Below are 14194 nucleotides of genomic sequence, written 5' to 3' on the forward strand. Positions count from 1 at the left end.
CATACCTCCCGTGATTGAATGAGTAACTCTACGTTCTCATATAAATGTAAGGTTCGACTCATTACTGATATCAACAAGTTTCACCGACTTGATCTCATACGGTTTAAAGGTCAGTTCGAATGCTCCATTCACACTAGCCAACGGATGGATCTCATCCTCCAACAGATTAATGATGGACGCTTTGATTTCCTTTTCAGCCCACTGGACATGCACCGTTTCTCGACTGCCTGATGATTCGTAGAAACGTAGTACCGTTCCCGAGCCATCTTCTGCAGGCTTAATTGCATCCAGAATGACATGTTCACTCTGGAACTGAATCCAAGCGTGTTCTGCTGGCAATGGACCAGAATGCTGACTCGCTGCCACAACCTCCAACGGATGGTTAAGCTCCATCGCCCGGCTAACCACGGCAGCTTGTCGCCAATCCCCCTGATGGGGCAGAAATGAATACGTGAACTCATGATCGCCCTGATCGGCATGTTCATCCGGCCATTTCGGGGCACGAAGCAGGGACAGACGTATCGTCCGATCCTTGATGTCATAGCCGTACTTGCAATCATTCAGCAAACTCACACCGCTGTTGCCCTCCGAGATATCCGCCCAACGATGTCCGCAGACCTCGAACTGTGCCTGCTCCCAACTGGTGTTGTTATGAGTTGGACGCTCCAGCGCTCCAAACGGGATTTCATAGGCTGCTTTGGCTGCCACCAGATCCACCGGAAATGCCACCTTGAGCAGCTTATGGCTCTCATTCCAGTTCACTTTTGTATGGAAATCAACACGCCGCTGGTAACGATGCAAAATGATATCCTGACTGATCTCCGATTGATTCAGCTTCCAGACAAAACGCAGTACATCTCGCGTAGCCCCGTGCTGTACAACCTCTCTGGAGATCAACTGCACTTCACCTGCGCGCTGGGATTCAAACCGTGGATCGATATCCCATGCATCCCAGTACGTCGGTTTGTCATGGAAAAACTGCCACTCATTCGCCCGATCACCGGGCTTCAGCCAGTCGCGTCCTACCGTTTTGTCATACCATCTGGTAATCTCTCCCAAGTCATTGAACTCAAGCGTGTAAAATTCCGTTTCCCACGTGGAAGGGAAAAGTTCTTCTTCCCTTAATGGAAGGATAACATCCGGTGCCTCTCGTAGCCATATCGTTGTATACCCAAAAGCAGGAATCGACGGAACATGCACGAGCAGTGTATACTTGTCTTCCTTTTGTTCGAGATCACAGGCCAGACGGTTACCTTCACGATCGAATGCTGCCATCCTGGCGAGGTGAGCATCCCCTGTAATGGTGATATTTTCTCCACGTTCCCAGCCGAGGCTGTTGAATATAATGTAGGGCAGACCATCCACTTCATCTGTTGCAATGTTCTCCGCAAGGGTATCCAGCGTTTCCCGCAGTGCGGATGTACCTAATGCAAATACCTTTGTGTACTCCTCAGTGGACGTTACGTAAACTTCTGGAATCGACGTTCCCGGAATAATGTCATGGAATTGGTTGAGCATAATCAACTTCCAGCCTTCATCCAGATCATTCTTCTTTTGTACGGCGTAAGCCCCGGCAAATTGCCCCCAGATCTCCGCTTCCCGGTACAATACCTCTGCTTTTCGGTTACTACGTTTGTTCCTTGCATGGGTCGTATAGGTTCCGCGATGCAGTTCCAGGTACAAGTCCCCGTGCCATTTTGGCAACGTCGGGTTGTTTAACGATATATCTTCAAAAAAAGCCCCTGCTGTGCTGAATTTGCTGATTGGCTGTCCAACCATCAAATGGGATCGCTCCGCAAACTCCACCATCTCATTCGTCACGCCGCCACCACCATCGCCATGTCCGTAAAGCAACATTTGCTCAGGGTGTACATCCTTTTGTTTAAATGATTGCCAATGTTCATCCACATCTTTGGGACGCGTATGTTCATTCACCCCATGATTCAGATATGCCAGCACGGAAGTGCCATCTATGCCTACCCAGTCGAAGAGGTCATACGGAAACGCATTGGTATCATTCCAATTCAGCTTGGTGGTCATAAAATAAGGAATATTGGCGAGCTTCAGCATCTGCGGCAAGGAAGCACAGTAACCAAAGGTATCTGGCAGCCACTCAATGTTGGAGCGTTTGCCAAACTCCGCCTGGTAGAAGTTCTGCCCATACAGAATTTGCCGAACCAATGACTCACCACTCGGAATATTCAGATCCGGCTCCACCCACATGCCTCCAACCAACTCCCAGCGGCCTTCGGCAATACGGGCTTTAACTCGCTCGTACAACTCCGGGTAATGATCCTTCACGAAGGCATACAACTGCGGCTGGCTCTGGGAATACACAAAATCCGGGTACGTGTCCATCAAGGTACACATGGTCGAAAACGTGCGACTGGACTTGCGAACCGTCTCACGTACAGGCCACAGCCAGGCAATATCAATGTGGGATTGTCCAACCAGATGCATGAAGCCACTTCGATATTCCTCCGGGTCTTCCTGCTGTACCGACTGTGCTAACCCATATTCGAAGTTCTGTATCCAGGCTGCATCACTCCAGCGTTCCGGGTCATTGTACATGTCATCCATCACCTGATGAATGGCCTGAACAAGTGCCATCCGCTTGGGCTCCTTCTCGTTATATGCCCGGAGCGACTCGGCGAGTACCGTAACGCTGTACATCAGGCTCTGCAGTGGCTGATTAATATGAACCAATGCTGCCCGAATGCCCTGAATAGGCGGCTGAATAACAGCTTGTCGGTTGAGTGGATCATGCGGCTCTGGAATCGGATCATAGAGTTCAATCTCCAACTGCGGTGTATTGCCAACACGACTCCTCGGAAGGGGTACGAACCAGTGATTCCGATCCAGTCCATGATAAGGCATGCCATTCACCTTCAACAGCCCTTCTCCTCCGGCATCGAAGATCAGACCAATAGCCTGATCTTGCCATTCCGCCGGAATCTCCACACGTTTGCGCAGAAAATACGTCGTTCCGTGTACGCTGTTCAGCGGATTCAAGTTTTGCATGGCCTTGTTTGCCTGCTCATCTTTATTTTCATGTGCCTGCTCGTACTCGTATTCCCCTGGCCGAATGTATCTGGCCCTCTGCATCTCCCACACTGGAAGCTCGATCGTATCCAGCCATTGCCGCTGTTTCAGATCTTCGATGAATCGCTGAATTCGAATCATACCTCCACCCCCACCTTCTGGATCTGCAGACTGCAAGCGGTCCAATCTGTGGAATTACGGCCAACCATGAGCCTGAATTCACCCGGTTCTACGACAGACTGGAGACGGGAGTCGATCAGTGCGAGATGTTCTTTTTGCACAGGGAACGTAACGGTATGAGTCTGTCCTGGCTCCAGATGGATTTTACGAAAACCCTTAAGTGACATTTCAGCCCGGGTGACCGAAGCCGACATATCCGTGATGTACAACTGTACAACCTCGCTTCCCGATACCGCTCCGGTATTGGTGACTTCAACCATCACCTGCGCTTCATCTTCTGGCCCAATTACGTCTGGTATTACTCTTACATTCTCGTATTTGAATTCGGTGTAGCTCAGTCCATATCCAAACGGATACTGCGGCGCCAGATCCATCTCCAGATACCGCTTGCCACGAGTGCGTTTGGCATGATAATAGACCGGAAGTTGTCCAACATGCTTGGGAATGGAAACCGTAAGGCGACCCGATGGATTCACATCGCCAAACAAAATATCTGCAATCGCGTTACCGCCTTCCTGCCCGGGGTACCACGCTTCCACAATCGCATGGACATGCTCATCAATCCAAGGTTCAGCAATGGGGCGGCCGTTAATATACACGACGATAACGGGTTTCCCCAACTTATGTACCTCCTGTACCATCTCCAATTGAACACCCATGAGATTCAGGGAAGCCCGGTCAATGCCCTCACCACACTCCATGTCGTTCCATGGATCATCGGTCACCACTGAAGCACCTGTCCGCAAATCGATCGTACCTTCACCAAAATCGCGGGCGCTGGAACCACCCATCACCATCACGATGACATCCGCCTGTTCTGCACAGGCGAGCGCTTGTGCAAAGCCCTCTCTGGAATCGCCTTTAATCCGGCAGCCAGGTGCGTACAGCACCTGGCCCGAATCCGCGCCAAGCTTGCGCGTAATACCATCCAGTACGGTGACAATCTGTTCTCTCGGCTGTGGCGAGGTATAGTCCCCAAGCTGGTTATAGATATGGTTCGCGTTCGGACCAATAACAGCTAGCTTCGTACCTGTTTTGGCAAGCGGAAGGGTATCCCCCTCATTTTTCAGTAAAACAATCCCCTCTTGTGCAACTTCCCTCGCCAGCTGATTGTGGTCTTCACATCCGATAACCCGCTCTGCAAACTCTGGATCAACGAAAGGTTGTTCAAATAACCCAAGTCTGAATTTCATCTCCAGCACCCGCCACACAGCCAAGTCCAGATCCTTCTCTTCGATCAGTCCCTGCTCCAACGCCTGAGCGAGATGTTTGCGATACATGTACCCGGACATCTCCATGTCTACCCCTGCCTGAAGGGACTGTGCTACAGCCTGCTCCCCGTTCTCAGCGGTGTTATGTCCATGGACCAGCATCTGAATGGCACCAAAATCAGTAATCACAAACCCATCAAAACCCCACTGCTCACGCAGAAGGTTATTCAGCAGATACGTACTGGATGTGCAAGGTACGCCATCAATCTCGTTATAGGCGGTCATCACGGAGCAAGCCCCGGCTTCCACTGCTTTTTTGAACGGCAACAGATCTATTTCATGTAATTCACGTAATCCCATATGCACAGGTGCTGCATTACGCCCACCCTCCGAGCTGCCATAAGCCGCAAAATGCTTGAGTGTCGCGACAATCGTCTGGTTGGAATCGAGGCGATCACCCTGTAGTCCCTTCATCGCTTCTACTGCAAATTCACCGATTAGGTATGGATCTTCGGCAAAACATTCCTCCGTCCGTCCCCATCTCGGGTCACGTACGACATCAAGCACCGGGGAATACGTTGCCGCTCCCCCCTGGCTCCGGGTCTCCACAGCTATGGCTTCACACATCTTGCGGTATAACTCCATATTCCATGTGCTGCCCACCATTAACGGTACCGGAAAAACTGTTGCCCCGATCGCCATATGCCCGTGGGAACATTCTTCTCCGAACAAAATGGGAATGCCCAGCCGGGAATGCTCCATGGCATACTGCTGAATGACATTCGTGGCAACGGCTCCCTGCCGTGGAGTAAGCCCCGTTTCAAGTGTCACTTCCGTCCATGGATCGGCCCGAAGCACACCATACAGAGAACCAACACCGCCCTGTTCCATGTCCGCTTTGAACTCTTCCGTCACCTGTACTGTACCATCAGCTGCTTTATCATACGTCTTCCATCCCATCGGCTGAATGAGTTGTCCAATCTTCTCTTCCGTTGTCATCCGTCCGATCAGATCCTGAACCCGCTCCTGAATGGGAAGCGAAGCATCTTTATAGTCCATATGCACATTCTCCTTATGCGTTCGGAATTAGTTAGGCGGGTGCACTTACATCACATGGCTTTGCGGTAGTCACTTGGTGCCACACCCACCACGTTCTTGAAAGCCCGGTTGAAGGAATTATAGTTTGTGTATCCCACTTCCTCACTGATCTCCTGAATAGCCTTATCGGTCTCCTGCATGAGCAGCTTGGCTTTTTCGATACGATGACTAATGAGCAGATCCACAAACTTCTCCCCAATCTCATCCTTGAAAAGCTTGCTCAGATACTTCGGATTAATATCGAATAGATCACTAAGGTAGTTCAGTGACAGATCAGGATTGTTGTAATGCTCTTCGATGTATTTGCGAATCTCCAGAATATGTGATCTGTGTTTTCGGGAACAATGCAGCGTCTGCATCTGCAGCGCCAGTTCCCTGAACCCTTCCCAACACAGCTTACGCAGATCGTCTAACGTCTCCCAGCCTTCAAGCCTTGGGAGAAGTGGGGTGAATATAGCAGCCCATGACTCCTGATACTCCCGTGGAAGTTCGGCGAATTCCCGATTGTAATGTTGAAATAACAGTTGGATCGTATTCATAATCTCCTGCCGGGATAGAACGGACTCACTGATTTGTTCAAAGAGTCTTTCAAAATGCTTTTCCCAGACATCGTCCGATAAACGCATCGCCTGTACCAACAGTGAGATGGTTTTCAGGAACTCATACACATCATTGGTCGAATTCGGCACATCGCTACACGGAATGATACGATTTATCCCCAGTACAGCCTTGTACTCCAGCGCGTGCACGGCTTCTTTCAATGAAGCTCTCAGCCCCCGAATATCGACAGCAACCCGACCAACACCAATGGTCACGGTGAAGTTCAGATACTGATCGATTCTGTCCAGATAACCAGCAAGCAATCGATGTTCAGTCTCCTCAGCTTGTTCCATTTCCGGAATCCAGAGGATGGCGTACAGACGCTGATCGGAGATCCATTCAGCCCATACTTCCGTCCCTTCATGGCGTGCACTCTCTTGCAGAATACTGGATAACACAAATTTCAGGAGGGATTGGTCCTGATGATGATACTCCGTCACAAATGTATCATACCGATCCATTTCAATTACCATGACGGCCCAACGATGCTCCAGCTCAGGCAGTTTGAACTTCTTCATCTCCGCTGTCAGCTCCGTGCTCGTAAAGTCTCGTGTGCCCTCCAGCAACTCCTGAAAAAACATTTTTTTCTGCAAAATCAGATTCTCTTCATGCTCCTCCTGATATTGTCTCGTCTGATCAATCATGCGTTCCAGTGTTGTATGGATGAATCGGAACTCATTCTCCTTGCCATAGTTCAGTCCAGATTGTTTCTGTGAAGAGACGGTCTGAATTAACGTGACAATCTGCTGAATCGGCTTGTAATTTCTACGGGTCACATAGATCACCCACACCACACCGATCAACACAACCACTATCGCAAAGGCAAACCAGATATTATAAAATTGCAGAGTCCACTTGACGATTTTTCCATTGTTGAGACCTGTCTGCACCTTCCAACCACTATAACTCGACGTAAATTCGGAGAAGACTTCTCCCGACGTGGTTTTAGTAGAAGCTGCGACCCCTCCTGGCATGCTGCTATCCCACAGATTGCCGCCCGAACGGTTGAAGATGTTCACAAACGTAAATTCCGGATCATACATCTGCATAATGGATTTTCTCAGGGTACTCAGGTCCACATTTGTCACCACAAGTCCTTTGCCGTTTCCTACACTTCGCACAATCGTAATCACCTGCTCCGTCGCTTGTGAAGGAAAAGCCTTGAACGCTCGTGCTCCTGCCCACTTCTGTTCATCCCTTGACCGGCTATCTGCAATAAAGTCTGCATCCGGGAACTCTTCAATCGGAACAGCCTTCCCGTTACTGAAGACCGTGCCATCCCCGTATCGAACGAGATAAATCGAATCAATCAGCGGATACTCTATTTTCAATTCATCAACCACCTGGACCGCCTGAATGCCGGCATACACATCTTCGCTGCCAGATACCGAGAAATAATTCTTCAAGTTAGGGTTGGTCAAAATCTCACGCAGTACCTTGAAATCAATGGAACGCAAGGAGTTGTCCAGATATTGCGTTACCTGTGATGCTAGGAATTCATTGGCCTTGAGTGCTTCCCTACGGTTCTGTTCATTGAATACCTGGAAGAAAATAAAAAATAGAATGGTCGTCACAATAAAGAAAACAGGCAGATACGATAACAGCAAACGCCTAAACCAATTGTTGTTCATCTCCGAGATCCCCCCACCGTTACTGTTCATGCTGAATGACGACAAACACCTGTGCTGATCGCTAATTTCCCATAAATATTCAGTACATTATATCGGATGACGTGGGGTTGTCATAGGAGAAGACCGTCCCGGTCACGGGTGACAGACGGGACAGCCTCTATATTGAATCCTTCTATTATTGATTTTTCTCAATGGCACGCTGGTAGATCTCAAGGTAATTACTCAGTCCGAGACCATCAAAGCCTTTGACATACGAATCCCATTCCTTATCAATGCTCTTGCTGCCAATAATGAACTGTGCCATATTCGTCTGCACATAATCCTTAATGGCTGTAGTCAGTTGTGCTGCTGATTCGGTATCCTCTGGACGAATAAATACGTTCGCAGGGTATACTTCTTTGGGTGCATAAGGTTCATACACATTGGTAGCTTGAGCCAGACGTGTACCATAACCCTCTGCCTCTAAAGGGTTCTGTCCTTCGGCAAACAGATTACGGAACGTGTTGGACAAGTCATGGGCTCCGATCTGTGACCAACTCTCGTTCACAACAACGTTTGGATCACGCTCAGGCAGGTTGTAGTAGCTGTATTTGGCCGGCTCGCCATTGATGTTTTTCTCATCGGCATCTGCCTTCTTCCAGCCCTTGCCTTCGGTTGGGCCATACTCCGCGTACAGCGCACCTTCCTCACTGAACATGTAGTCTACAATTTTGATGGCGGCAATTTGTTGTGCTTCTGTCGCTTTGTTGGTGATGGCAAACTCAAACTCACCTACGCTCTGTGTAGCGCCTGTCGTATGCACTCCATCTGGTCCTTTCAATGGAGGAACGATCTCCCAGTGTTGGTGACGGGTGATGTCTTTGTCATAAGTATTCACGAGATAACTGACCAGCGCTGTTGTAATGGAGCCGACCACTTCGTCGCCTTCCTTGTTCCCCAGCTGTCCTATCGCCTGATCGTTCTGTGTAAAGGAAGCCGGGTCAATCAGGCCATCTGCATAGAGCTTGTTCATGTACTCCAGCCCTTTCTTCCAGCCTTCCTGATTGGCGGCAAAACTCACCTTGCCATCGTTCACGATCAGGTATTTGTCGTTATCATTGTATATAAAACTATTCATCAGGTAGGCATCAATGTTGCCATTCCATACATACTTGTTCGGTGCGCCTGTAAGTGGAATCTCGTCCGCTTTCCCGTTACCGTTTGGATCTTGTGTCTTAAACGCCTTCAGAACGGTATACAGTTCATCGGTTGTGGTTGGCATTTTCAGGCCCAAATTATCAAGCCACTCCGTGTTTATCCAGTATTTCTGTGCATACGTACAGTGGTAACATTCATTGAAGATCGGCAGCGCATAGATGTTGCCGTCCGGTGCCGTGATGGCTTCTTTGAAGTAAGGTTTCTCTTCCATAATCTTGGTTAGATTCGGACCATACTTCTGAATTAGATCTTGTAGCGGAAGGAACACGCCCTGTTTTCCATAGGTTTGAAGGTCTGAGGTGGTGAACTTGCCGTGAAGAAACACTTCGGGATAATCACCACTAGCCAGCAGCAATTGTCTGCGATCCTGCAAGGCGTCCGTTGGGGCCAGATCCCATTTTAGGGTAACGTCGAACTTGTCTTCGATAAATTGGGTGAATTCATTCTCTTCCATGGACGCTTTGCCTTGCGGAGCAAAGAGGGTCATGGTTACAGGACCACCGCTCTCCCCGCTACCGTCGCTACTTCCACCCGATTCCTCGGATGAACTGCATGCAGACAACAAAGCCATCGAAGCAAAGACCAGAAACAACATCGAAATCCAAGATTTTCTCAATCTGACTCCTCCTTTTTGTTCATAACGGCAAATTATTGACTTGTACTGCACGTTTATAAAATCGACCCCGGAAGCCGGCGTGTTCCTTCCACCTCCTTTCAAGAGGCAACCGGGCTTAACTCACAAGGATTAACCTTTCAGGGAACCAACCATGACCCCTTTAACAAAATGCTTCTGTACAAATGGATACATGATCAAAATTGGAATGCTCGCGACAACAATCAGTGCATATTTCAACACCTGCTCGAAGCCTTGGTCCCGCATCTGTTGGCTGGTATTGGCGAGCATCGCCGGATCAGCCGCGTTCAGGATAAGCAGATTGCGAAGCACGTATTGTAGAGGGAACAATTTCTCGGAACGCAGGTAGATCAATGCATCAAAGTACGCATTCCAGTGACCTACGGCATACATGAGTGTCATGACTGCCAGAATGGGCTTTGATAAGGGAAGAACTACGCTGATCAGATACCGGATATCCCGGCAACCGTCCATTTCCGCGGCCTCCCCGAGTTCTTCCGGGATGGAAGATTGGAAGAAAGTCCTTGCCACGATGACCTGAAATACTGCGAGCGCCCCGGGCAGCCACATCGCCCAACGTGTATCGAGCAGGTGCAAATCCTTCATCAAGAGGTAGGTGGGAATCAGACCGCCATCAAAGAACATCGTGATCATCATGAAAATAATGATGGCACCTCGTCCATAGAACGATTTGCGTGACAAAGGATACGCCAGCATGACGGTCAGCACCACGTTAATGAACGTGCCCACCACGGTGTAGATGATCGTGTTATAAAAACCGAGCATAAGCTGTTGGCTTTTGAAAATGGAGATGTACGCCTTGATGTTAAAGTCTACCGGGAACAGCCACACCTGACCGGATGTCACGGCTCGTGAAGAGCTGAACGAAGAACTGATGATATACAAAAGCGGATAAAACACTGTTAGCAGTATGGCGAACAGAAAGATATAGTTGAATGTCATGAAAATGCGGTCACCGAGTGGGTCCTTGATCCGGTTACGATTAATCAGGTTGAACATGGATAAACTCCTCCTTTACCACAAGCTGTTCTGGGATACTTTGCGCGATATGCCGTTGACGATAACCAGCAGGATCAGGTTGATAATGGAGTTAAAGAACCCTACTGCCGAGGAGAAGCTGAAATTCGCCCCGATCAGACCCACCTTGTACACATACGTGGAGATGACCTCCGAAGCGCTTGTGTTGAGTGGATTCTGCATCAGGTATATTTTCTCAAAGCCCACGCCCATAATGCTGCCCAGACTCAGAATCAGCATGATAACGGTGACTGGAACGAGCGACGGGAGGTCGATGTGCCATATTTTCCGAAGCCTTGATGCGCCGTCCATCTTTGCTGCTTCATAGAGAGATGGATCAACACCAGCAAGAGCTGCGATATATATAATTGATGAATATCCCATGCCCTGCCACACACCTGACCAGACATAGATCGATTTGAAGTATTCCGGGATACCCATGAAGTTGGTCATCGGGAAGCCGAGCAGTGTGAATAGCTTGTCTACCACGCCCACATGTGGGGAGAGCATCAGAATGATAATGGATACCATAACAACCGTTGAGATAAAATGCGGAGCGTAAGTGACCATCTGCACGGTCTTCTTGAAGTAACCCGTTCGAATCTCATTCAGCGCCAGCGCAAGAAGGATCGGAATGGGGAAACCGGCAATTAAGGAATAAAAGCTGATGCCTATCGTGTTTTTGATTAACAGCCAGAAGTTTGGAGATTGGAAGAAGGCTTCAAAGTGTTTGAATCCGACCCACGGGCTTCCCCAGATTCCTTTGACTACACTGAAGTCCTTGAAGGCGATTTGGACACCCACCATAGGGATGTACTTGAAGATCAACAGATACAATACCGGGGGCAACACGAGCAGGTAGAGTTCCCAGTGTTTCTTGAGGCTTTTGATGAATGGATGCTGCCGCTTGGGCTCCACATGTTTCCTCTGTTGGAGTTCCATCTTGGCGGGTATGCTTTCCGTAGCTCGACTCATTTGCGTCACTCCTTCTACACCTCAAGTGTAATAATACATTACATTTACATCCCTTAAACATCCATTTTTCTGTTCCTAGTTCCTTGTTTAACAAACATGATGTAAACATTCATATCAGGTAGCGCTTTCTTGATTTGATAGTACATCGCCCGATAAACTTTTATCAATTTGCAATTTTCTCCGACTTCTCTTTATTCCACAAACCCTTGTGTGACAAGCGATTGCGAGCCGTTTCTATTGGGAATTGTGTCCCTTATGTATGAATAAAAAAATTCCGGAGGTGGTTATATCTCCCCCGGAATTGACATGGCATTCTTACATGCAAGTTCAAAAAGTTAACGATTCAGCACCGAGAAGGTTGCGAGAACCTGAAGGAGGAGGAGCGGAGTGTAGGCAAACCTACATGAGCACCGGACTCCGAAGGTGAACGCAAGATTCGATGTCGAGTTCGCTTCGTGGTTTACTTCGTGATCAATTGGGGACTTTTTGAACAACCTCTATGCGCTTGTGATCAATCTGAACGTATGTGTGATGGGCGCTTCACTCGTTGTAGCGGATTGTGGCAGATCCACAAGAAGTCCGTCTCCCGTTTGCTGATACGAAAGTACGTCATCGCTACCGACGAGTTCGATCCGCTCTACCTTTTCCAGATAAGGAATGATTAACTGTGGTTGTACGGTCTCATTCTCGTTTAGGTACAAACGGAAGGCATATACGGTGTTGATCTCTTCCTTCTGAGTGAAAGCCCAATCTTTCGTAAAATATGGTCCGCAGATCCGGGTTCCATAGATGCCTTCTCCATGAGTACCCAACCATTCACCGAGGCCCTTGATGCCTCGAATTGCCCCTTTTGGCAGACGCCCATCGGGTTGTGGACCTACATTCAGCGCCAGGTTACCGCCCTTGGACACAACTTCAAGTAGAATATGTGCCAGCTGTCTTCCCGTTTTATACTGATCATCGAATCCGAAGGCAAAGGAGTTCCCCACCGTAATACAGCTCTCCCATGGAATGTTCATCGGATGTTCCGGTATGGTCTGCTCGGGGGTAACGATATTCTCATACGGCCCACCCACGGTGCGATCTGCGGACAGAAGCCAAGGTTGTGTGGTCTGACGCGCCCGTTCCACGACTTCTCCCAGCCTAATATCCTGACCATGGCGACCTTCGCGCACCCAGCCGGCATCCAGCCACAGACATTCGATCCGCCCGTAATTCGTCAGTAGCTCCATGATCTGCTCATGTGTGAACTCCACGAATTTCTCCCACAGCCACGGATACTTATGGGGATCATACGAGGGCCCGCGCCACATATGACGTCCACGCTCCATGCCCGGTGCCCAGTAATACGGGGTATGCCAGTCCGCTTTGGAGAAATACGCTGAGATGCCCAGTCCTTTGGCCCGAAATGCATCAAATAATGCTCGACAGATGTCCGCATACTTATGGGTATGAAAAGGCGTGTCCTTGCCCGTTATCCGGTAATCCGTCGTCTTGGTATCCCACATACAGAAACCGTCATGGTGCTTGGTGGTGAACAGGAAGTATTTGAACCCGTTATCTGCCGCCATTTGTGCCCATTCCTCGGGCTGGAAACGAATCGGATTGAAAGTTTTGTTCAGATCGAAATATTCCCGCTTGAAGTCTTCCATGTCATCCGTCCAGTCGATGTCATCGCGCGACCAATCGCCATCCTCGTCACTCAGCGCCCAGGATTCCACGAGGCCAAGCTGGGAATACGGCCCCCAGTGCATCATCAGCCCCAGCTTCTGATCCTTGAACCACTCCAGCCGCTCATTCAGCAGCGGATCTTCCGGTTTGATCCACTCTTCCTCTTTGCTAAAATTGTGCACGCCGGCTTCGACAATCTGCCCTTCCTGCTCCAATACGGTTTCTTTGGTTTCGCTCATCCTGTTTCATCTCCTTAGGATTAGATAAAAGATAAACCATGCATGTTACGCCTGGTCACTCCGATTGCAGTACCATCTTTCGATCGCTGTTATCCCCGGATTTCTTTTATTTAACTTTATAATTGTTGGAAATCCGGTGATAAAGGCGAGCGCTTCGCTTCTTCAGATTGGTTCTGCGCTCTCCGTTTTGGCGTAAACGCTAGTTTAACTATTAAGGGGCGTAGTAACTTTGTTATTTTGAGTGCGGTGCCCTCTCCAATTACTATGGAACCCTTATTCCCCTCGCTTCTATAGGGGAATCCAAGCGACTGATTTCTAACGAATGGGTCGAAAATTTTCTAAGGAACTCAGGGCGTCTTATTTAGCCTTTTGGTCCTCTTTTTAAATTGTAAGGAAGATCAGACACGTTATTTCCCGAAATTAGCTGATAAAAACGCTGTAAACTGCTGCTTATTCTCATATAGCGTGTGTCAGGTTCCTTAGATTTTTGCTAGCACTCCAAACCCTTGAATAAGACGCCTCAGATTCGTTAGCGCTCGCTCCATGCTTTGCTCCATCGGCGAGCGGGAAGGACGAATCCATACCTGCTGAGAGCGGAGCTTTTCATTGAAAAGGAGCGAAGTGCTCATAACGTTCAATGAAACGGAGTAGTAAAGTATCAACGTAGCGTAACAACGC

The 14194-nt window shown here is 48.9% G+C and carries 7 protein-coding genes; all 7 read right to left on the bottom strand.

The window, feature by feature from the left end; genetic code table 11:
• Window positions 1-36: 36 nt before the first annotated feature.
• The 7 genes from ACE04G_RS23455 to ACE04G_RS23485 all read right to left on the bottom strand — a co-directional run bounded on the left by ACE04G_RS23455 (window position 37) and on the right by ACE04G_RS23485 (window position 13516).
• A complete protein-coding gene (locus ACE04G_RS23455) occupies window positions 37-3183 on the bottom strand; it encodes an alpha-mannosidase (protein ID WP_449003746.1) in 3147 nt (1048 codons plus the stop codon).
• Window positions 3180-5492: a glycoside hydrolase family 3 N-terminal domain-containing protein gene (locus tag ACE04G_RS23460; protein WP_221822291.1), complete on the bottom strand. Its 2313-nt coding sequence runs from the start codon at window positions 5490-5492 to the stop codon at window positions 3180-3182. The genes ACE04G_RS23455 and ACE04G_RS23460 overlap by 4 nt, the downstream gene beginning before the upstream one ends.
• 50 nt (window positions 5493-5542) lie before the next feature.
• A complete protein-coding gene (locus ACE04G_RS23465) occupies window positions 5543-7762 on the bottom strand; it encodes a helix-turn-helix domain-containing protein (protein WP_221822292.1) in 2220 nt (739 codons plus the stop codon).
• Between the two features lie 175 nt (window positions 7763-7937).
• On the bottom strand, window positions 7938-9575 hold the full coding sequence (locus ACE04G_RS23470; RefSeq protein ID WP_221822293.1) for a type 2 periplasmic-binding domain-containing protein: 1638 nt from the start codon (window positions 9573-9575) through the stop codon (window positions 7938-7940).
• A 129-nt stretch (window positions 9576-9704) separates the two neighbouring features.
• On the bottom strand, window positions 9705-10613 hold the full coding sequence (locus ACE04G_RS23475) for a carbohydrate ABC transporter permease (RefSeq protein ID WP_017691189.1): 909 nt from the start codon (window positions 10611-10613) through the stop codon (window positions 9705-9707).
• A 15-nt stretch (window positions 10614-10628) separates the two neighbouring features.
• Window positions 10629-11606: an ABC transporter permease gene (locus ACE04G_RS23480; protein WP_074093076.1), complete on the bottom strand. Its 978-nt coding sequence runs from the start codon at window positions 11604-11606 to the stop codon at window positions 10629-10631.
• A gap of 497 nt (window positions 11607-12103) precedes the next feature.
• Entirely contained in the window at window positions 12104-13516 is a 1413-nt protein-coding gene (locus ACE04G_RS23485) for an alpha-L-fucosidase (protein ID WP_449003747.1), read from the bottom strand.
• Window positions 13517-14194: the final 678 nt, after the last annotated feature.

The sequence above is a fragment of the Paenibacillus sp. AGC31 genome, assembly GCF_057334655.1.

Bases quoted from the DNA above. Each gene is read 5' to 3' on its own strand.
- ACE04G_RS23455 (WP_449003746.1), bottom strand. From the start codon at position 3,183: ATGATTCGAATTCAGCGATTCATCGAAGATCTGAAACAGCGGCAATGG.
- ACE04G_RS23460 (WP_221822291.1), bottom strand. From the start codon at position 5,492: ATGGACTATAAAGATGCTTCGCTTCCCATTCAGGAGCGGGTTCAGGAT.
- ACE04G_RS23465 (WP_221822292.1), bottom strand. From the start codon at position 7,762: ATGAACAACAATTGGTTTAGGCGTTTGCTGTTATCGTATCTGCCTGTT.
- ACE04G_RS23475 (WP_017691189.1), bottom strand. From the start codon at position 10,613: ATGTTCAACCTGATTAATCGTAACCGGATCAAGGACCCACTCGGTGAC.
- ACE04G_RS23480 (WP_074093076.1), bottom strand. From the start codon at position 11,606: ATGAGTCGAGCTACGGAAAGCATACCCGCCAAGATGGAACTCCAACAG.
- ACE04G_RS23485 (WP_449003747.1), bottom strand. From the start codon at position 13,516: ATGAGCGAAACCAAAGAAACCGTATTGGAGCAGGAAGGGCAGATTGTC.